The following is a 19838-nucleotide window of genomic DNA, read 5'->3' as shown; positions in this document are numbered from 1 at the left end:
GGTGGGGGTGTCACCGGGTGGGGATGTCACCGGCGCAGGTGACGGCGGCGGGGGTGACACCGGTGAGGCTGATCAGTGCGTCGACGGCCAGGAGGCCGTCCGTGGCGACGCGGACCGGGTTGAGTTCGATCTCCAGCAGGTCGGGCCGCGCGGTGGCCAGCCGGGAGAGCCGGACGACCGTGTCGGCGAGCGCCCCGGTGTCGACCGGGGGGCGCCCGCGCCAGCCGGCCAGCAGCGGTGCGCAGCGCAGCCGCGCGATCAGGCCCATCGCGTTCTCGTGGGTGCAGGGTGCGAGGGCCAGGACGCTGTCGCGCCATAGTTCCGTCTCGGTACCGCCCGCGCCCACCACGACGACGGGCCCGAAGGACGGGTCGCGGCGGGTGGCGACCACCATTTCGACGACGTGCGGGCGGCGGTCCAGCTGCTCGACGACGTACCGGCCGGGGCCCAGGCGCAGGGACATCGCCATGTACGCGGCCTCCAGCGCGGTGGCGTCACCGAGGCCGACCGCCACGCCGCCGTGTTCGCTCTTGTGCTCCAGCCAGTCCGCCTTGAGGACGTACGGGGCGGTCAACCGGGCTGCCGCACACCTGAGTTCGTTCAGATCGGTGACGGGCAGGGCGGGCGGGAACGCGATACCCGCACCCGCGAGAAGGTCGCGCGCGGACAGGTAACCGAAAGGGACCGGCGGTGCCGCGGGCGGTCCGGCGGGCGGATCCGGCGGACGCGGGTCCGCGCTCCGGGGTGTACGCGCTTCTGCAGGGGTTGGTGCAGGTACCCCACCCGTGGCCCCCGGCTCTGCCGGTTCCACCCCCTCCACCGGACCTCGTTCGGCGAGGCGGGCCGCCGTGCCCAGTGCGCCGACGGCCGTCTCGATGTCCGTGTACGTGGGCACGCCCGCCGCACGCAGCGCCTCGGTGGTCGTGGTGGACCGGGCCATCGAGTGCACCAGCACCGGCAGCCCGTACCGGACGGCCGACCGGGCCAGTTCCAGGGCGACTTCGGTCTCCCGTTCCTGCTGGGCCGGGATGTCGTGGCCGTAGCTGCCGAAGTATCCGCTCATCAGGACGGCGTCGGCGCCGCCCGACGCGGCCACCAGGTCCACGACCCGGCCGTACGTGCCCAGGTCCTGTTCGCCGCCGCCGGCCAGGTCGACCGGGTTGGCGGTGGCGGCCTGCGGTGGGAGGCCGGTGGCGATGGCCGTCCTGGTCGTGTGCGGCAGTGGCTCCACCAGCAGCCCGGCGCGTGAGACGAGGTCGACGGCGAGTGCGCCCTGCCCGCCGCTGTCCGTCACGACGACGACACGCCGCCCGGTGGGGCGCGGAGCGCGGACGAGGAGTTGTGCGGCGGCTATCAGGCGCGCGGGTGTCTCGGCCCGTACCGCACCGGCTGTCTCGCACGCGGCGTCCACGATGTCCGTCGCGGTCGTCATCGCCCCGGTGTGCGACCGGGCGGCCTGCCGGCCGGCGTCGCTGGCGCCGACGGTCAGCAGCAGTACGGGTTTTCCGGCCCGGCGCAGTGCGGTGAGGGCCGCGATCAGCGCGTGTCCGTCGCCGAAGCTCTCCAGATAGAGGGCGACGACCCGGGTGGCGTCGTGGTCGGCGAGGTCGGTGAGGACTTCGTGTGCCGTGACGTCCGCCTGGCTGCCCACGGAGACGAACCGGGAGATTCCGAGGCCCGCGTCGGCGGCGAGGCCCGCGAGCTCCAGCCCGAGCTGGCCGCTCTGCGAGACGATCGCCAGCGATCCGGGTTCGAACCGGCCCCAGACCAGGTCGAGTTGGGCCGACGCGTCGTAGATGCCGAGGCAGTTGGGCCCGATCAGCCGGGCGCCGGCCCTACGGACCCGGGCGGCGAGGCCGGGCTCGTCATCGACCCCGGCGGTGATGGCCAGCAGCCCGCGTGCGCCCCGTGCCAGTGCCTCGTCCACGGCGGCGCCGAGCGCGCGGCCCGGCACGGCGAAGGCGACGAGTTCGGGTGCGTCGGGCAGTTCGCGCAGCGAGGGTGCCGTTTCTTGTCCGAGGACGGTGCCTCCCCGGGCGTTCACCAGGTGCACGGTGCGCCGCGCGCTTCCGGTCAGGGCTCCCCTGGCGAGCCAGTAGCCCCACTTCGTCGGCGTCCCGCTGGCACCGACCACGGCGATGGACGCCGGGTCGCGGAAGGCGTCGAGGCCGGTCACCGGCCGGCTCGCTGTCCCGGTCCGTCCGCCGTGGCCAGCGAGCGGGAGATGACCAGGCGCTGGATGTCGGATGTGCCCTCCTCGATCTCCTCGAGCTTGGCGTCGCGCATCCACTTCTCGACGAGGAACTCCTGCGAGTAGCCCCAGCCGCCGAGGGTCTGCACCGCGGCCCAGGTGTTGGCCATCGCGTTCTCCGATCCGACGAGTTTCGCCATGGCGGCCTCCGCGGTGACCCGCTCGCCGCGGTCGAAGAGGCGGGCCGCCCGGAGCGCGAACAGATGCGCCGCGTCTGTACGGACGGCCATGTCGGCGAGCCGGAAGGCCACCGCCTGGTGCTTGATGATCGGTACGCCGAACTGCACCCGTTCGCGGGCGTAGCCGGTGGCGTGGTCGAGGGCGGCCCGGCACAGGCCTGCGCAGGAGGCGGCGATGAGGATGCGGGAGGCGTCGAAGGTCCGCATCAGCCCGAGGAAGCCCTGGCCCTCGTCGCCCAGCCGGTCGGCGACCGGGACCCGTACGTCCTCCAGGAAGACCTCGGCGTTGACGATCGCCCGCTGGCCCATCTTGCGCATCGGCCTGCCGACGGTGAGGCCGGGGGTGTCCCGTTCGACCACGAATGCGGTCACACCCTTGGCGCCCCGCGCGGGGTCGACGGTGGCGAAGACGACGAAGCGCTGGGCGTACGGGGCGTTGGAGATCCACGCCTTCTGCCCGTTGAGCACGTAGTGCTCGCTCTCTCCGGTACCCGTGCGCACCGCGCGGGTGCGGATGCCGGCGGCGTCGGAGCCGTGGCCCGGTTCGGTGACGGCGAGCGCCGTCAGCGGCGGGGTGTCGCCGCACAGCGGGCCCAGCCAGCGCTGCTTCTGCTCATCGGTGCCCAGCTCCAGGATCGGGTCGGCGAAGAACCCGCTGGAGGTCAGCAGGTTCCCGATGGCGATGTCGCCGTGGCACAGCTCCTCCTGGACCAGGACCTGGGTGAGCATGTCGGTGATGCCGCCACCGCCGTACTGGGTGGGGATCATGAAGGAGGCGAGGCCGATCTCGGCCGCCTTCGCCCACAGGTCGAGCGGCGACTCGGTCTGGGCGTCGTCGACCTCGCGGGCCCGGGGCCGGATCTCCTTCGCCGCGAATTCGCGGCTGAGCTGGAGGATCTGCCGCTGCTCGGTGCTGAGTTCCAGGACGTCGCGGATCTCGAAAGGCATGAATGCTCCCTGGGGTACGGGTACGTGGTGGATCGGCGGGCCGCGGCCGCGGGGCAGTCGACGGCCGTGGGTGGTCGGACGGGCGGGCGGTCAGCTGTGGCCGGCGGCGGGCGGCGACGGCTCGCCCGTGGCGTCCGTGAGCGTGGGAGCCGAAAGCTTGGCGGCGAAGAAGGACGGTGCACGGCGCTGCTGGACGAGCATCACCACGAGGCCCACCGCCAGTGCGCCGACACCGATGAGGAACACGCCTCCGATGTGCCAGTGGGGTGCGAACGGAAGCGTCCAGGAGGTGCCGCCGGAGTCCGGCTTCCAGTCGTTGCGCAGGCTCCATACCCCGGCTGCCACCAGGGTCAGCCCGCCGATGGCCGGCAGGATCACCCGCAGCCAGAGTTCGGTGGCGCCGCGGTGGTCCGCCCGCCGGTGCGCCCACGCGGAGGTGATCCCGGTGAGGCCGTAGTAGAGGGCGATCATCAGCCCGCAGGAGGAGACGGCGTCGCCGATCACATGTCCGTGAGCCAGGAAGTTCATCGCCAGGTAGACCACCGCTCCGGCCGCCCCGGTGGCGATCGTCCCGGCCTTCGGAACGGAGAAGCGGGGGTGCACGGTACCGAGGGAGCCGGGCAGCGCCCGGTGCCTCGCCATGGCCAGCATGGTGCGCCCGAGGGTGAGTACGGTCGTCTCGGTCGACGCGGCAGCCGAGGACAGCACCATCAGGACCATGAGGTGCCACATCAGCGAGCCGAAACCGCTGGTGCCGAACACGGCGCCGCCGAGGGCGGAGAAGACGTCGCCGGAGTGGTCCGGGTTGGCCAGGCCGTTGCCGGTCGTGCCGATACCGGCGAACGAGAGGGTCGCGTAGGTGGCGCCGAGGTAGAGCGCCAGCAGCAGCAAGGTCGAGAGCGTCGCGGCCCGGCCGGGCGTCCGGCGGCGGTCGGCCGTCTCCTCGTTGACCGTCAGGGCGGTCTCCCAGCCCCAGTAGATGAACAGCATGAGGACCAGGCCACTGGCGAAGGCGCTGGGTGAGGAGATCGCGAACGGGTCGAGCCACGAAAGCCGCGGGTGCCGGGCGTCCGAACCCGCGTGGCCGGTGCAGACGCGGACGAGCGCGACCACGGAGAAGACCACCAGCATGGCGAACTCCAGGAAGAGCAGGGCGCGCTGGACGGCGGCGGCGACCTCGATGCCCCGGTAGCAGACGGCGGTCATCAGCGCGATCCAGCCCAGGCCGACGGCCAGTACCCAGGGGCTCGACGGGTCCTCGCCGATGCCGTCTGCGCCGAACAGCAGGAACACGTACTGGCCGGCGACCTGCGCGAGGCTTCCCATGACGAGGACGAACGAGGCGATGATCGCCCAGCCGCCCATGAAGCCGATGCGCGGGCCCAGCGAGCGGCTGGCCCAGGTGAAGATCGTCCCGCAGTCGGGGTCCGAGCGGTTGAGCGCCGCGTAGCCGAAGGACACGAACAGGATCGGGACGAAGGCCAGCACTACGACCGCGGGTGCCTGGAAGCCGACGGCCGCGACGACGAAGGCGAGCGTGGCGGCGAGGCTGTAGGCGGGGGCGGCCGATGCCGTCGCCAGGATCAGGCTCGTGACCATGCCCAGTGCCCCGGGCCGCAGCCCCTTGGACTGGGCTTCGGCCGAGCCGGTCGGCTCGGTCTGCTCGGTGGTTGCCATGGATGCTCCTCTTGCTCACGGAGTGGAGGGCCGGCCGGGATGTACAGCGCGCAGGAGCACCCGGGACGGGTCTTCGCGGCAGTCGTGGAGTCGCAATACTGATTGGTGCGTCACCATTGCTGATACCGGAACCTCCGTCAAGGGGTACGGACAAAGATGATCGCAACGGTTGACTGACAGTTCAGTCTTGCTCCACCCTCTCCCTCATGAGGTCAGAGACCGAACCCGAGCAGACCGAACCCGAGCAGACCGAACCCGAGCAGACCGAGCCCGTACCGGCCCCCGCGTCGGGCCCCCGCACACCGGCCGGACCCGCGTCGGCGCGGCGCGCGCCGGACGAACGCGCGCCGGACGAACCGGCCGGGGATCAGCTCCTCCGGGCCGATGTCGTCGTCGTCGGCGCCGGCTACGCGGGGCTCAGCGCCGCGCTCCGGCTGCGCGAGCAGGGCCTCGACGTGGTCGTACTCGAAGCTTCCTCCCGCGTCGGCGGCCGGGTGCTGAGCGAGGAGCGGCCCTCAGGGCCCGTCGTGGACCACGGCGGCCAGTGGGCGGGCCCGACACAGCAGCACCTGCTGGCACTGGCCGAACGCTTCGGCTGCCGCACCTTTCCCACCTGGGAGACCGGACAGCACACCGAGGTCTGGCACGACGGCTCACGCGTCGGATACGCGGGCGCGGCACCGGCCGCCGGCCCAGGAATCGCCGACTATCTGCGGATCACCGCACTGCTGGACGAGCTCGCGCTGACCGTCGACCTCGAACGGCCGTGGCTGACTCCGCGCTTCACGGAGTGGGACGGCCGGAGCGCCGAGACGTTCTTCCGCGAACAGACCGCCGACCCGGACGCCCTGGTCCGTCTGGCGCTCGCCGTGCAGGGCGTGTGGTGTGCCGAACCGCGCGAGATCTCGCTGTTCCACGTGCTGTTCTACATCCGGGCCGCCGGGAGTTACGAACAGCTCATGGAGACCGGGGACTGCGCCCAGGACCGGCGGTTCGCCCAGGGCGCGGCCGGCCCTGCGCACGCGGTCGCGCAGCTGCTCGGCGACCGGATCCGGCTCGGGGAGCAGGTGTGCGATGTGGAGCAGGCCGGGTCCGCGGTCCGGGTGCGTACCGCCGCCGGGACGGTGGTGCAGGCCCGCCGTGCGGTCGTCGCCCTGCCGCCGCCGGCAGTCCGCTCCATCGCGTTCAGCCCCGCGCTGCCGGAGTCCCGCTCGGGCTGGATCGCGCACAGCGCCATGGGGCGGGTGGCCAAGGTGCATGCCGTGTACGCCGAACCGTTCTGGCGGGCCGAGGGTCTGTCCGGCATCGCGACGCTCTACGGTTCGCCGCCGGTCGGCGTCGTCTTCGACAACTCCCCCGAGGACGGGTCGGCCGGCGTCCTCGTGGCCTTCGTCTACGGCGACCGGGCCGACGCCTGGGCCGGACTGGACCAGGACGAGCGCCGGACGGCCGTACTCGGCAGCCTCCGTGCCGTCGTGGGCGAACGGGCGGAGCGGCCGGTCGACTACACCGAAACCCTCTGGGCGGACGACGAGTTCGCCCGGGGAGGCTACGCGGCCTACGCGGCCCCCGGGGGCTGGAGCGGTTACGGGGAGCACGGCTGGCGGGAGCCGACCGGTGCGGTGCACTGGGCCGGAACCGAGACCGCGACGGTCTGGAACGGCTATATCGACGGAGCCATCGCGTCCGGCTACCGCGCCGCCGGCGAGATCGCCGACGCCCTCGCCGCTCCCACCGCCCTTGCGGAGAGGCACGGCTGAGGCCCCGGCCCGGCGGTCCGGCATACCGGCGCGGGGCCGGTCGAGCATAATGGGGCCCGCCATGGCGAAGGAGACTCAGACAACCGCGGATCCGGCCCGCTCGTGGGCCCAGGAACCGGACCGGCCCCCGGAGACGGCGGCCGACCGTGCGCGCCGTGTGGTGCTCGCCGCCGGCGTCAGCCAGCGTGAGTTCGCCGGCCTCATCGGGATGGATCCCACAGCGCTGTCGAAGGCGCTGCGCGGCACCCGCAGGCTCCAGGACCACGAGCTCGCCGCCATCGCCCGCGTCGGCAAGGTCCCGGTGCGGTACCTGGCGACGGGCCGTGGCCGTGAGCCGGTGGCCCTGGCACGTGCGGCCGCGGCGGGCGCACGGCGGCGGGCCGAGTCCCTGGACGCCGATGTGCGGCGCACCCAGATCCTCGAAGCCACCGCTCGGCTCATCGCACGCCGGGGCATCCACGCCGTCCGCGTCGCCGACATCGCCCGGGAGTGCGGCACCAGCACGGGCACCGTGCACTACCACTTCCCCGCGAAGGACGGTGCCCTGCGTGCCGCGCTCAGCTACTGCGCCGACCGGCTGCACGCGCGGCTGCAGAGCGAGTTCGAGCAGGCCGGCGACCCGGTGGAGATGCTGCGCAGGCTGGTCGAGGTCCAACTGCCCAGCAGCAGGGAGGACATCGACGAGTGGTCGGTGTGGATCCAGTCGTGGACGGCCGCGATGCTGGAGCCGTCGCTGCGCGAGGCGCAGCGGGCGGCCTATTCGCGGTGGCGCGGGACCGTCCTCGGCCTCATCCGGCACTGCCAGCGTGAGGGCCTGGCGCCCGATGCCGACCCCGAAGCCATGACCAGCCGTTTCACCAGCCTGGTGGACGGGCTGGCGATCCAGATGCTCTCCGGCAGCGCCGAGATGCCGGTGGAGCGCATGCGCGAACTGCTCCTGGACGCCTTCGAACCGCACATCGCGCTGCGCCACTGCGGCTGACCGGCCCGTCCCGGTCCCGGCCCCGCGCCGCGACAGACGACGGGGGGGCCGGGAGGGGCGAGGGGCGGTGCGGCAGCGCCGCCCGCGACTGTGTCACTTCGGCGCTGTGCCACTTCGCCGCTATGTCGGTTCGACGCGCTCCAGCTTGGCTCGTCGTACCACCTGCGGCCCCACCTCGGCGGCCCGGGCCACCAGCGCGGGTCCGTCCCAGTCCGGCGGCCAGCCGTCCCACAGGCGCAGCCGGCCGTCCACGACGACCGCGGCGATCTGGTCCCGGTTCGAGAGGCGGACCAGTTCCCAGCGCAGGTCGTAGGACGGGGTGAGCTCCGGGACGTTCACGTCCACGACGAGGAAGTCGGCTGCCTTGCCGACGGCGATCTCGCCGGTCACGCGCGCCAGACCGACGGCGTCGGCGCTCAGTGTCGTGGCGTGGTCGAGCCACAGCCGTCCGGCACCGCACGAGGAGTCCCCCGTAGCCAGGCCGGACGTCAGCCGCTGGGCGGACTCCGCCGCGTCGACCAGCCGGAACCCGTCGCCACGGGTGCCGTCGGTCCCCGTACCGAACCGCACACCCATCGCGGCCATCATGGTGGCCTGCGCGACGGCGTTGCCCTTCCAGGCGCTGGCCACCGGGTTGTAGCTGACGGCCGCGCCCGAGTCCGCGAGCTGACGCATCTCGGTGGGGCTGGCCAGCGTGGCGTGCGCGCCCAGGAGGTGCGGGCCGAGTGCCCCGATGTGATGCAGATAGTCGATGGGGCGCCGGCCGACGCTCTTCAACGAGCGTTCCACGGAAGCGAGATGTTCGTTGACATGGATCTGGAACACCGCTCCGGCTTCCGCGCACAGGTCCGCGGTCTTCTTGATGACCGAGGCCGTCGCGTCCTCGGGAACGGCGATGGCCAGGGAGGGGTGGATCAGCGGGTGGCCGCCCCACCGTCCGAGGTGCGCGGGGCCGCCCTTCCCGTCGGAGACGATCTTGGAGAGTACGCAGCGGATCCCGGCTTCCTCGGTGGCCTTGGCCAGCGCCCCGACATCGACCGGAGCGCGGGTCCCGGCGTCGGCGACCGTGGTGAAGCCGCCCCGCAGAGCTTCCAGCGCGGCCAGCTTCGCCGAGAGGTAGGCGGTCTCCTCGTCCAGCGCGTGCTCCAGCGGTTCCCAGATCGTCTTGAAGATCTCCGAAGGCTGTCCGAACGACTTGGCCTTGCCGAAGCTCTGGGTCAGATGGTGGTGGGCGTCGATGAAGCCCGGCATCAGCAAGTGCCCGTCCAGCCGGACGGGATGCAGGTCACCGTGGGCGGCGATGAGGCGCTTGGCCGGGCCTATGGCGCGGAATTTCCCGGCCTCCACGAGGACGGCCTGCCCCCGCACCGGCCCGTCGGCGAGGAGGACCAGTTCCGGTACGAGCAGCACGCGCCTGCCCGAGAGCTGGCCCGGCCGGAACGTGCGCGCGCCGCCTGCCCGGGAATCCGCGCCGTGTACCGCCGCGGGGGCCGCGTGGGCCGCACCCCCGGCGGGGACGTGTCCGGGCGGCTCGGCGGCGGCGCTCGGACCGGCGGCCACGGATGCTCCGAGGAGCCCGCCCGCGCCGGTCAGTCCGACCCCGGCGAGGAATCCGCGCCGCCCGACTCCGTCCCGTCCCCGGCCCCGCCCTGTGATGGGCCCCTGGCCTCCCTGCTGTCCACCGGACAGTCCCTGTACCGGATTCCCCCGGTCCCCGTTATTCCGCTGGCCCCCGTTGGAGGGATCCCGCTGCCCGTCGTTCGCCAACCCGCTCGCCTGCTTTCCGTCCGTACCCGACTGACCGTTCGTGCAGAGGCGCCCGCACACGGGCAGCAGCGGGTGTGCCGCGCACGTGACGGAGCCGGAAATCACCGGCGTACGAGGTCGACCGCGCCGGGTGGCCTGACCCTAGAACCACGCCAAGAACCGGAACAAGCCTTCCGACATACGGGATTTGGCCGGTCGGGACCGGGGCGGCGGAACGGATCGGCCGGCTCGCTCACCTGCTGGCCAGAGCGCCGCAGCACGGGCCGGTGGTGGCGTAACCTCACGGAAACATGGAACGGGCACGGTGTTTTCAAGCCGGCCGGACCGGGCATCGCGGCAGCCGGAGCCCAACGGGAAGGCCGGCGCCGACCAGCGGCTTCCGGTCCGGCTACGCGATCACCCTCGCGATGAAGGCCATCACGTTGTTCCGGGTCCGGGCGATCTTCTCGTCCACGGAGAGGGTTTCCCTGAACGCCCACCCGGCGCCGGTCGGCTTCTTGTCCCGTACATAGAGCGAGCAGGCCAGGTCGGTACAGAGGTACTGGCCCACGGTATTGCCCTGCCGGCCGGCCTCGCCGGGGCGGCGTGCGGTCATCAGCGCCACCCGGCCACTGGTGTGGGTCGTGAGGCACAGCGAGCACATGCTGCGGGAGGTGAAGCCCCGGCTGGCCCCGGTCGGCGCGCGCAGCACGAGGCCGAGGAGCCGGTCGCCGTCCTCGGCGACGAGGTAGGCGCGGTCGGGCGCCCCCGGGTCGCGCCAGCCGAAGAAGTCGAGGTCGCCCCACGGGACCTCTTCCAGGTCCCTGGGGATGTTCACACGCTTGGCCTCACCCTTGGAACAGTTCACGAACGAGGTGCGGATGTCGGTCTCACTGAGGTGTCTCACATTCATCGACGCTAACTCGCCTAATATATTTAGACAAACCCTTTATTTCATTAGCTTATGGAGGACGCATGGTACGACCGGGCATCACCCCCGAACGCCTCACCAGGACGGCAGCCGAGCTCGCGGACGAGATCGGCTTCGACAACCTGACCCTCACCGCGGTCGCGCGCAGGCTCGGCGTCAAGGATCCGAGCCTGTACGCGCACATCCGCAACGCGCGCGAGCTGAAGATGCGGGTGGCTCTGCTGGCCCTGGAGGAACTGGCCGACGCGGCGGGCGCCGCTCTGGCCGGGCGTGCGGGCAAGGAGGCCCTGGTGGCGTTCGCCAATGCCTACCGTGACTACGCCAAGGCGCATCCCGGCCGCTACACCGCGGCCCAGTTCGAACTCGACTCGGAGGCCGCCCTCAACAGCGCGGCGCCCCGGCAGTCGCAGATGACCAGGGCGCTCCTGCGCGGCTACAACCTGCCGGAGCCCGACGAGACCGACGCGGTGCGCTTCCTGCACAGCACGTTCCACGGGTACGTGAGCCTGGAGCGGGTCGGCGGCTTCAGCCACACCCCGCGCAGCGCGGACGCGTCCTGGGCCTATGCCCTGGACACCCTCGACTTCGCCCTGCGCAACCGGCCCACGGCCTGACCGGCCGCGCCGGTCCGCCGCGTCCCGGCCGGACGGCAGCTCACGAACGGCCCCTGGGCAGCGGCGCCGTTCGTGAGCCTGCGCGCCGCCGTCAGCCGCTGACGCTCGGCGCCCCGGTCTCGATGTGGCCGGTGTACCGGCGGGACCAGGTGCTGTCGCAGTCGGCCGTGACGGTGAAGTCGTACCAGCCGTGCGAGAGGGACACCGCGTTGAAGTGGTCCTCGGCGGTGCCGCCCGCCGCCACCCGGTAGGTCCAGGGGCCGTCCGAGCGGTAGTTGGCGGATGTGACGGTGAACGTGACCGCCGCCGCCGATGTGTTGGTGAAGGTGAACCAGATGGCCTGCTTACCGGTGTCCGGCGCCACGGCGTACCGGGCAGCCACCTCCACGGATTTACCGGCCTTCGACGCGTCGCCGGTGAACCGTCGCTGGAAGCGGTTCGGCCCCATCAGCGTGAAGTCGTACTTCCCCGATCCGTACCCCGCGCCGATGTTGAACGAGTCGGTCGCCGTACCGCCCGCGTCGACGGTGTACTGCCAGGGTTCGGTCGTCCGGTAGGCGTTGGGGTGGATGGAGAAGTGCGCGGCGCTCTTCGCCGGGGCGCCTTCGTTGGACATACCGAACCAGGCGAGGATCTTTCCGGCCGAGCCGAATTCCAGCCGGTCCAGATTGGCGTTCGGCTGGTACGGAATCGCACGGGCCGGACGGGTGCCGCTCTCCTGGGCGGGAAGGGCATTGGTCTGCGGAGCCGGGTTCGGCAGCGACGTGCAGCTGTCGATCCCGATCACCTTCGCGGTGGACGGGAGGCCGGACGGCACTCCGTACACCGGCGCGGTGAAGTCGAAGACGCCCGTGAGGTCGCCGGTCACCCTGCGCCGCCAGGCGCTGATGTTCGGGCAGGTGGCCGGGGTGCCGAGGGCCGTGGTCCAGGTCTCCAGGAAGCGGAGCACCGAGGTGTGGTCGAAGACCTCCGACGACACCCAGCCGCCCCGGGTCCACGGCGACATCACGACCATCGGCACCCGGAAGCCGAGTCCGAACGGGACCCCGTTCAGGAACTCGCCCGGCTCGTCGGCGGGCGGTGACGGCGGGGGCACGTGATCGAAGAAGCCGTCGTTCTCGTCGTAGTTGAGGAAGAGGACCGTCGAGTCGAACACGTCCTGGTCGGCCGCGAGCGCCCGGTAGACCAGGTCGACGAAGTGTGCGCCGTCGCCGGGCGGAGCGTACGGGTGCTCGGAGAACGCCTGGTTGGCGACCACCCACGACACCTGTGGGAGGGTGCCCGCCAGGACGTCGGCCTTGATGGCGGCGGCGATGTCGTCAGGGGTGGAGCCGCTGGTGGCCGGTACGGAGGCCATGCCCCGGTCGTGCAGCGGGTCGCCGGGAGCGGCGCCGGTGAACTTCGTGAAGTAAGCGAGGCCGTTGTCGCCGAAGTTGTCATCGGCGTTCTGGTAGAGCTTCCAGCTCACCCCGGCGCGCTGGAGTGCTTCCGCGTAGGTCTCCCAGGTCAGCCCGGACTCGTCGCCGCCGTCGCTGCTGGAGGAGTCGACCTTGCCGCTCCAGAGGTACGTCCGGTTGGGCCCGGTGGCGCTGAGGGTGGACGAGAAGTACCCGTCGCACACGGTGTAGTTGTCGGCCAGCGCGTAGTGGAAGGGCATGTCTCCGCGGTCGAGGTAGCCGAGCGTACGGACGTTGCCGACCCCCGACACCCAGTTGTCGAGGCGGCCCTTGTTCCAGGCGGAGTGCTGCGAGGACCAGCTGTGCGGCAGGTCGCCGTTGCACTGGGCGAGCGTCTCGCCGTCGACTCCGCCGGCCGCCGGGGTGGAGCTGAGCTTCCACGGGTACTGGCGCCCGGCGCCGTTCGGCTGGTTGAACACGGACTGCCCGCCGGACAGCGATATGCCGCTGCGGTCGCCGAACCCCCGGACCCCCTTGAGCCGCCCGAAGTAGTGGTCGAAGCTGCGGTTCTCCTGCATCAGGACCACCACGTGCTTGACGTCCCTGACCGTTCCGGTCGCCCCGGCCGCCCTCCCCGCGGCCTCGGCGCGGTTTCCCGTGCCCATCGGAACGACGGCACCGGCAACCGCCCCCGCGCCGAGCGCCACGAAGCCTCTTCGACTGATCGGTGTCATCCGCCTGCCCTCGCCCTAGGAATCAGTTGCGCACACGTGATTGCGCTTGCGCCGTATCGCGCACAAGAGTGCAGGATTCGTGGGGTCCGCAGCTAGCCCCATGCCACCAGCACTCTGTGAAGATCCGCCCAACACCGCGCTGCGGGCCGGGGCCGTGAGGATGAACCCGCCGGACGGTGGTCGTGTGCGGCCACGCGGTCTAGGATTCCCCTCCGTCCCCACAGACCTGACGGGACATCAGCCCTCGACCGCCCGCTCCCGCGCACTCCCCCACCCCGTAGGAGATTCCTCATGCGACGCGGATCCACCGTGCTGCTCGCCCTGCTCGGCGCTCTGGCGCTGATCTGGGGCACAGCCCCCGCCTCCCTGGCCGCGCAGCGGACCACCGTACGGGCGGCGCACAACCCTGTGATCTTCGTCCACGGCTACAACGCCGACCCGGGCGTGTGGGGCGGCATGATCAGTGACTTCAAGGCCGACGGCTACACGGACAACGAGTTGTTCAGCTGGGGCTACGACACACACCAGTCCGTCAACGAGGTCCTCGCCGGGCAGTTCGCCGACTACGTCAACGACGTGCTGCGCACGACCGGGGCGTCGAAGGTCGATCTGGTCGCGCACTCCTTCGGCAGCCTGACCACCCGCTGGTACGTCAAGTTCCTCGGCGGCACCGGGACGGTGGACCACTGGGTCTCACTGGGCGGCCCGAACCACGGAACGTACCTGACCTGGGCGTGTGTGATCTGGGACCAGGCCTGCCGGGACATGTCGCCCGGCTCGTACGTGCAGGACCAGCTGGCCGCCGGCGACGAGACACCCGGCGCGGTGAAGTACGCGACCTTCTGGTCGGAGTGCGACGAGGTCATCGACCCGGACAGCAGCGTCGCCCTGGACGGCGCGGTCAACACGGACGCGGGCTGCCTGAAACACAACGACCTTCTGGGGGACGCCGGAGTGTCCCGGGGCGTACGGGAGTTCCTCGGGCGATGACCGCCGCCCCCCCGGCAGTACCGTGTTAGCGCTCCTGCTGCTCCAGCACATCGGCGACCACACAGCTGACGTTGTCGGGGCCGCCGGAGCGGTTCGCCAGAGCGACGAGTTCGCGTACCGCCGCGTCCGGATCACCGGCCGCCGTGACCGTCTGCTGTATGTCCCCGGCCGGCACGACCGCGGAGAGTCCGTCCGAGCAGAGCAGATAGCGGTCCCCGGCGCGGGCGTCGCGCAGCCGAAGATCCGCAGCGGCGTCGCCCTCGCCCGCCAAGGCCCTGATCAGCAGCGCCCGTTGAGGGTGCGAGGTGGCCTCATCCGGGCTGATGCGTCCTTCGTCGACCATCGACTGGACCAGGGTGTGGTCGTGGGTGATCTGGAAGAACTCACCGTCGCGCAGGAGGTAGGCGCGCGAGTCACCGATGTGGACGAGGGCCAGCTGAGATCCGGTCCAGAGCATCGCGGTGAGCGTGGTCCCCACGCCCTGAGGGGCCGGGCCGGCCGCCGCGACGCCGCCCACGGCCTGCCGGGCCCGCTCGATGGCCTCTTCGAGGACACCGAGGAGACCGCCCGCCGGAACGCTGTCGGTTTCGAGGCGCTTGAGTACATCGACGGCGGCGGCCCCGGCCGGGGCTCCCCCGGCACCGAACCCGTCGGCGACGGCGAGCAGGCGGGATCCGGCGTAGGCCGTGTCCTGGTTGCCCGCACGGACCCGTCCGGTGTCGGAAAGGGCCGCGTAGCGGAATTTCAGCGGGGTGGGGTTCGAGGTCATGGGTGAGTCCTTCCGGGACAGGTGGTCGACGAGGAAGGAGGCGAGGTCCCGCCGGGCCGCGGTGTCGGCCTCGATCCGGGTCCAGAACGCGCGGACGGCCTGAGCCGCCTCCGGCGCCGGCAGCTCGCAGACGCCCCGGATCCCGGTCAGCGGCATCCCGAGACGGCGGAGCCAGGCGACCAGCCGGGCCCGTTCCAGTTGCTGCGGGGCGTACAAGCGGTAGCCGGTCACGGGATCCACCCGGGCGGGCGTCAGCAGCCCCAGTCCGTCGTAGAGACGCAGCGCCTTCGGCGACAGCCGGGACGCCTTGGCGAACGCACCGATGGTCAGCAACTCCATGCCCGCTCCTCGCTCCTCGCTCCTCCTCATACCGGGCCATCGGCCCGGCCCCACCGATGCTGCGGCCTCCCCCAAGGTGAAGGTCAACGACGCGGGGCGAGCCGGCGGACGACGGGCGCTGGGCGGCAGGCCGCGGTGCTGCACACTCCCCACACATCCGGACCTCTTGACCCCGGGAGCCCGACGATCCTACTTTCCCTTCGAGAAAGCGCTTTCCCCATGGCGGGGAGTGGCGTTCACGTGATCCGCACCGGATTGCCGCAGCAGCGAGAGGACCCCTGGATGCGCCTCGGAAGAACGAACCGCTCCGCCCCACGTGTTGCCAGGAGCTCCCGGCGGAAGCGGGGGCGCGGGTGGGCGGCCGTCACCCTCTCCGTCGCCGTGACCGGGCTGACGGCCCTCGCCCCGACGGCCTCCGCGAGTCCCGGCTTCACGGTCTTCACCAATGAGCGGGGCGCGGACACACCCGGCCTCGACCAGTACGGCGCCGTCAAGTCCACCGTCGTGTACGACTACTACGCGCTGACCTGTGATGCCGGCGGGTGCTACTCGAACGGCGGGGCGCTGCCGACCGAAGCCGCCTACGAGAGCAAGGTCAAGGAGTACATGGGCGCGAGCCAGTTCGGCGGAGGCACCACCGCCCCGGTCGTGCTCGACTTCGAGAACATCGTTCTCACGGCGGAGTCCGGACAGGCGGCGACCAACGCCTTCAACCTCTGGAAACAGCTCATCACCTGGACGCACAAGGCCGCACCCTCCGCACCGGTCGGCATGTACGGCTACGACTCGTCGACCACCAACAACAGCCTCACCCAGCAGTTGCACCAGAACGGCCTGCTCGACTTCTTCGCACCCCGCGCCTACCGCGGCAGCTCCCAGACGGATGCCGCATGGAGCGGCACACTCGACGCGGCCGTCGCCAACGACCACTCCCTCGCGGCGGGCCAGCCCATCTATCCGTATATCTCGCCGAGTTGGGACGGCAGCCCCGGTGGCCCCACCATGTCGGGCACCACCTGGGGCTACACCATCGACGAGCTCAAGGCGAAGACCGACGGCGCGGTGGTCTGGGAACCGTCCGCCAACGACGCCTCGGCCTGCAACTGGGTGGCGCAGAACGCGTACGAGATGGGTGTCCTCACCGGTACGCCGAGCAACGGGCCCCTCACCGCAACCGCGAAGCCGCCCAGCGGCAACTGCACGGTGCCGCGCGGGACCACCACCACCGTGCCCGTCACCATCACCAACACCTCGGGCTCGACCACGGCGGCGACGCGGATGCAGTCGTTCACGGGCGGATCAGGATTCAGCGGCAGCTGGCAGTACTGGAGCGTGCCGTCACTCGCGCCGGGCGCGTCGTTCAGTACATCGCTGCCGCTGGCGGTCGCCTCCACGCAGTCCACCAGCACCGCACTGCTGCACATCCGGACCGGACTGAGCGACACACGCTGGGCGGTCGTCGTGAAGTAGCCGTACGGGACCGGGCTTCCGGACGGCCGGTCAGAAGACGGGTGGGCCTTGTTCGATACGGCGCATGACCGGCTCGAACCGGTCGAGCCCTTCGCCGGTCTGCAACTGGCGTTCGTCCCACCAGGTGGCGCCGGCGTCGATGAGCGGTCCGATCACGTCATGCGCCCGTGCGGCGTCGGCGGGGCTGGCGCCGCCGAGGACGATCTCGAAGGGAGTGCCGTGGGTGTCGGCGCGCAGGTGGTGGAGGTAGGCGACCAGATCGCGCACCTCGTCGACGGGCGGAATCTGTCCGTGCCTGGCCGAGGCGAACAGGGGGACCGCGCCGTCCCAGCGGGCAGCGCGACGCATCGGCGGACGGCTGGGCCAGAATCCGCCGATCCACACCGGCGGGCGGGGCTGCTGCACCGTGGCGGGCAGCAGGGTCACGTCCCGGACCGTGTAGTGCTGCCCGTCGCAGGTGACGGACTCACCCGACCAGTAGCGCCGCAGCAGATCCAGGCCTTCGTCCAGACGCCCGGCGAGCACCCGCGGGTCGGTCGGCTCACCGAAGCTTCCGTACTCGTCCTCGACGGGACCGCCGAGCCCCGCACCGAAGATCACTCTGCCGCCGCTGAGGGCGTCGAGAGTGGCCACTTGGCGGGCGAGCTGCTCCGGGCGGCGCCGTGCGACCGGGGTGACCAGCGTGCCCAGCCGGAGCGTGGAGGTCGCCAGCGCGGCGGCGGTCAGCAGCATCCAGGGGTCCCCGAAGGGGGTGCCCCGGCGCGCCCGCTTGTCGTGCACCACGTGGTCCCAGACGAACAGCCCGTCCCAGCCCGCCTGTTCGGCGGCTGCGGCCACTTCTGCCACGGTCCTGGGATCTGCGAAATCACCGAAGTTCGGAATGTTGACCGAGAAGCGCATTCCCGCATCCTGCTTCATGGCTCCGGGACGGGCAATCGAACAGCGGGGCTGCTCACCCGCTCGGCGGGCGGCAGCCGCTCGCTGTCCTGACAGGAGGTCCTAACGGCCGGCCGCTGCGGCGGCATTGCCCCGCACCGTGACCTGCCGGCCCTGCCCGGTGGTCTCCGACGTGGTGCTCAGGCAGCTGCCCGACGCCGGGTCGGTGACGGCGGGGAGGCTCCCCACATGGTCCGTGCCCGCCTCGGTGCCGACCGGCTTGCCGTAGGTCACGGTGACCTGCTGGCCGCAGCCGGCCGTGAGGTAGGGCTCGATGAAGCCCTGGTCGGCGTTCTTGAACCGGCCCGACGCCGACGGGAGGCTGAAGCTCCCGATGTGCGCCACGGAAGCGCCGGTCGCGGTCTCGACCACGTCTCCCGTCATCAGCTGCGTGTCCCCGGTGACACTCGCACGCTTGAGGACGAGCGAGTACATCGTGCCCGGCGTATAGGCGAACCGGACGGCGCAGCTCACTCCGTCGCCGCCGTCCGCGCCGTAGTTGCAGTGGGTGTCCGCCGTGGTGGCGTCAGCGTTGAAGGAGCTGAAGACCGCCTGGAGGGTGTGGTGACCGTTCGCGTCCACGGGCTCCGGCTGGAATCCGGCGTACGGCCGGGTGCCGCTCTCCAGCGTCGTGTAGTAGGCGAAGTAGATACCGGACGCGTCAGGGGCGGAGTCCACGGACATCGGCAGCTTCAGCGTCGTCACCGGGGTCGGGGCGCCCGTGCTCCAGCTCAGCGTGGGTGTGGACGCCCACGACTGTCCGGCCGTACCGAGGGCCAGCAGGGCGGTGGCACCGAGGACGATGCCGGATCTGACGAGACGGCGCCCGGACTTCCCGATGGATGAACCCGCGATGAATGACCTGCGCATGACATCTCCTGACAGCCGGTGTTCGGGTTGGGCGTCAGCATGTAAGCGATTGCTATCGCACCGCAAGAGGGTTCGCCATGTTTCTGTCTTTTACTATGGCCAGAGCTCTGTGGGCAGTAGTAACCGGTCACCTTCTGGGGGTAATTGACCCAGACCCGCACCCAGCGGCTACCGCCCACCGTCAGCACGACGCCCCCCCTGCTCGGCCGTCCGTACGGCGCCCGCTCCTTCAGCCGTCCGTCAGCGAATGGTCCCCGACACCGGGTCCAGGACCTCCTCGGCGAGGAGTTCGAGGAGCCGGCGGTCCTCCTCGGCGGTGCCGCGCAGACCGGGTGAGTCCGGGTTGGTGTCCAGGAGCAGATGAGTGGCGCCCAGGTCCGCCAGGGCCGTGAGGTCCTCGCGGATCTGGCCGAGTGTGCCGTGGCCCACCGGGTGGTCTCCGTCGATCCTCGTCCCGGTGACGCGTACCTGCAGCCGGGGCACCAGAGCCGGCGCCGCCCGCCCCGCACGTTCCGCCTCTTCGGCGAGCACCGGCAGCGCCGCGCGCATGGCGGACAGTGTCGCCAGATAGGGGTGCCAGCCCTCACCGAGCCGGGCCGCACGCCGGAGTGCGGCAGGCGAATTGCCGCCCACCCAGACGGGAAGTCCCGGCCGGGTCTGCGGGGCGGGGGCGGTGTGCACGTCCTCGTACGAGACGTAGTCACCCCGGAAGGTGGTGGGGTCCTCGCTCCAGGCCGCCCGGATCGCGGCCAGGTACTCGTCCGCGATACGGCCGCGCTCGGCGAACGGCACGCCCAGCGCGGCGTATTCGGCCCGCGACCAGCCGGTCCCGGCGCCGAGGATGAACCCGTCCGGGTTCAGGCAGTCGATGTTGGCCGCCAGCCGCGCGGTGTGCAGGGGATGGCGGTAGGGCACCACCGTCACGGTCGTCCCGAGCGTGAGCCCCGGCACCCGCCCCGCGAGGTGCGCGGCGAGCACGAACTGGTCGTAGAAGGGGGCCGGATACGCCTGGTGTACATCGGCCGTCACCGCGACATGATCGGAGATCATCGCGAAGGAGTAGCCCAACTCCCTTGCGTCCAGCGCCTGCTGGACGAGAGAGGCAGGGGTGGTGCCGGGGCCGAAGTTGAGTATGTTGACGCCGAATCTCATCGAGGGAGCGTAACAATCATCCGGAACCGGGGCACACTCCCCCGCGTCGCACACCCTTCCCGGTACATGCCACCGCTCCCCGGCACGCACCGG

15 protein-coding genes are annotated in these 19838 nt (G+C 71.4%); 5 read left to right on the top strand and 10 right to left on the bottom strand.

Annotated features, from left to right (window positions below; genetic code table 11):
- Window positions 1–10: 10 nt before the first annotated feature.
- The 3 genes from OG285_RS35375 to OG285_RS35365 all read right to left on the bottom strand — a co-directional run bounded on the left by OG285_RS35375 (window position 11) and on the right by OG285_RS35365 (window position 5055).
- Entirely contained in the window at window positions 11–2176 is a 2166-nt protein-coding gene (locus OG285_RS35375; RefSeq protein ID WP_371793378.1) for an acetate--CoA ligase family protein, read from the bottom strand.
- Window positions 2173–3378 (bottom strand): acyl-CoA dehydrogenase family protein, encoded by a 1206-nt coding sequence (locus OG285_RS35370; RefSeq protein WP_371793377.1) that lies wholly within the window; start codon window positions 3376–3378, stop codon window positions 2173–2175. The genes OG285_RS35375 and OG285_RS35370 overlap by 4 nt, the downstream gene beginning before the upstream one ends.
- Before the next feature lie 90 nt (window positions 3379–3468).
- Window positions 3469–5055: an APC family permease gene (locus OG285_RS35365; protein ID WP_371793376.1), complete on the bottom strand. Its 1587-nt coding sequence runs from the start codon at window positions 5053–5055 to the stop codon at window positions 3469–3471.
- A gap of 206 nt (window positions 5056–5261) precedes the next feature.
- On the opposite strand from OG285_RS35365, the gene OG285_RS35360 reads away from it, so the two are divergent.
- The gene (locus OG285_RS35360) at window positions 5262–6815 is read left to right on the top strand and encodes a flavin monoamine oxidase family protein (RefSeq protein WP_371793375.1); all 1554 of its coding nucleotides are present in this window, start codon (window positions 5262–5264) and stop codon (window positions 6813–6815) included.
- Between the two features lie 61 nt (window positions 6816–6876).
- On the top strand, window positions 6877–7797 hold the full coding sequence (locus tag OG285_RS35355) for a TetR/AcrR family transcriptional regulator (protein ID WP_356834610.1): 921 nt from the start codon (window positions 6877–6879) through the stop codon (window positions 7795–7797).
- Between the two features lie 120 nt (window positions 7798–7917).
- Here OG285_RS35355 and OG285_RS35350 read toward each other — a convergent pair whose 3' ends face one another.
- Both OG285_RS35350 and OG285_RS35345 read right to left on the bottom strand, forming a co-directional pair.
- Window positions 7918–9207 (bottom strand): amidohydrolase family protein, encoded by a 1290-nt coding sequence (locus tag OG285_RS35350; protein WP_371793684.1) that lies wholly within the window; start codon window positions 9205–9207, stop codon window positions 7918–7920.
- Between the two features lie 745 nt (window positions 9208–9952).
- Window positions 9953–10450 (bottom strand): FBP domain-containing protein, encoded by a 498-nt coding sequence (locus tag OG285_RS35345; RefSeq protein WP_356834608.1) that lies wholly within the window; start codon window positions 10448–10450, stop codon window positions 9953–9955.
- A 68-nt stretch (window positions 10451–10518) separates the two neighbouring features.
- Between OG285_RS35345 and OG285_RS35340 the strand changes: the two genes are divergently transcribed.
- Window positions 10519–11088 (top strand): TetR/AcrR family transcriptional regulator, encoded by a 570-nt coding sequence (locus OG285_RS35340; RefSeq protein ID WP_371793374.1) that lies wholly within the window; start codon window positions 10519–10521, stop codon window positions 11086–11088.
- A 91-nt stretch (window positions 11089–11179) separates the two neighbouring features.
- Here the strand turns inward: OG285_RS35340 and OG285_RS35335 are convergent, their stop codons facing one another.
- Complete coding sequence (locus OG285_RS35335; protein ID WP_371793373.1) at window positions 11180–13219, bottom strand: phosphocholine-specific phospholipase C; 2040 nt, start codon at window positions 13217–13219, stop codon at window positions 11180–11182.
- Window positions 13220–13510: 291 nt separating this feature from the next.
- On the opposite strand from OG285_RS35335, the gene OG285_RS35330 reads away from it, so the two are divergent.
- Window positions 13511–14209, top strand: coding sequence for an esterase/lipase family protein (locus tag OG285_RS35330; RefSeq protein WP_371793372.1), 699 nt, complete (start codon window positions 13511–13513; stop codon window positions 14207–14209).
- Between the two features lie 25 nt (window positions 14210–14234).
- Here the strand turns inward: OG285_RS35330 and OG285_RS35325 are convergent, their stop codons facing one another.
- On the bottom strand, window positions 14235–15317 hold the full coding sequence (locus OG285_RS35325; protein ID WP_371793371.1) for a MerR family transcriptional regulator: 1083 nt from the start codon (window positions 15315–15317) through the stop codon (window positions 14235–14237).
- A 381-nt stretch (window positions 15318–15698) separates the two neighbouring features.
- Between OG285_RS35325 and OG285_RS35320 the strand changes: the two genes are divergently transcribed.
- Window positions 15699–16787: a hypothetical protein gene (locus OG285_RS35320; protein WP_371793370.1), complete on the top strand. Its 1089-nt coding sequence runs from the start codon at window positions 15699–15701 to the stop codon at window positions 16785–16787.
- A 30-nt stretch (window positions 16788–16817) separates the two neighbouring features.
- Here the strand turns inward: OG285_RS35320 and OG285_RS35315 are convergent, their stop codons facing one another.
- From OG285_RS35315 to OG285_RS35305, 3 genes are all read right to left on the bottom strand, one after another.
- The gene (locus tag OG285_RS35315; RefSeq protein WP_371793683.1) at window positions 16818–17687 is read right to left on the bottom strand and encodes an LLM class flavin-dependent oxidoreductase; all 870 of its coding nucleotides are present in this window, start codon (window positions 17685–17687) and stop codon (window positions 16818–16820) included.
- 99 nt (window positions 17688–17786) lie between these two features.
- Window positions 17787–18593, bottom strand: a complete 807-nt coding sequence (locus OG285_RS35310; protein ID WP_356834596.1) for a hypothetical protein — start codon at window positions 18591–18593, stop codon at window positions 17787–17789.
- 240 nt (window positions 18594–18833) lie between these two features.
- The gene (locus OG285_RS35305) at window positions 18834–19745 is read right to left on the bottom strand and encodes a TIGR03619 family F420-dependent LLM class oxidoreductase (RefSeq protein WP_371793369.1); all 912 of its coding nucleotides are present in this window, start codon (window positions 19743–19745) and stop codon (window positions 18834–18836) included.
- Window positions 19746–19838: the final 93 nt, after the last annotated feature.

It is taken from the genome of Streptomyces sp. NBC_01471 (assembly GCF_041438865.1).
In the GTDB taxonomy this organism is placed as follows: domain Bacteria; phylum Actinomycetota; class Actinomycetes; order Streptomycetales; family Streptomycetaceae; genus Streptomyces.
This window is presented reverse-complemented; position numbering and strand designations above follow the sequence as displayed.

Excerpts from the sequence above, each read along its gene's own strand:
- OG285_RS35330 (WP_371793372.1), top strand. The coding sequence starts at position 13,511 with ATGCGACGCGGATCCACCGTGCTGCTCGCCCTGCTCGGCGCTCTGGCG.
- OG285_RS35340 (WP_371793374.1), top strand. The coding sequence starts at position 10,519 with ATGGTACGACCGGGCATCACCCCCGAACGCCTCACCAGGACGGCAGCC.
- OG285_RS35310 (WP_356834596.1), bottom strand. The coding sequence starts at position 18,593 with ATGCGCAGGTCATTCATCGCGGGTTCATCCATCGGGAAGTCCGGGCGC.
- OG285_RS35335 (WP_371793373.1), bottom strand. The coding sequence starts at position 13,219 with ATGACACCGATCAGTCGAAGAGGCTTCGTGGCGCTCGGCGCGGGGGCG.
- OG285_RS35315 (WP_371793683.1), bottom strand. The coding sequence starts at position 17,687 with ATGCGCTTCTCGGTCAACATTCCGAACTTCGGTGATTTCGCAGATCCC.
- OG285_RS35355 (WP_356834610.1), top strand. The coding sequence starts at position 6,877 with ATGGCGAAGGAGACTCAGACAACCGCGGATCCGGCCCGCTCGTGGGCC.
- OG285_RS35370 (WP_371793377.1), bottom strand. The coding sequence starts at position 3,378 with ATGCCTTTCGAGATCCGCGACGTCCTGGAACTCAGCACCGAGCAGCGG.
- OG285_RS35360 (WP_371793375.1), top strand. The coding sequence starts at position 5,262 with ATGAGGTCAGAGACCGAACCCGAGCAGACCGAACCCGAGCAGACCGAA.
- OG285_RS35305 (WP_371793369.1), bottom strand. The coding sequence starts at position 19,745 with ATGAGATTCGGCGTCAACATACTCAACTTCGGCCCCGGCACCACCCCT.
- OG285_RS35325 (WP_371793371.1), bottom strand. The coding sequence starts at position 15,317 with ATGGAGTTGCTGACCATCGGTGCGTTCGCCAAGGCGTCCCGGCTGTCG.
- OG285_RS35365 (WP_371793376.1), bottom strand. The coding sequence starts at position 5,055 with ATGGCAACCACCGAGCAGACCGAGCCGACCGGCTCGGCCGAAGCCCAG.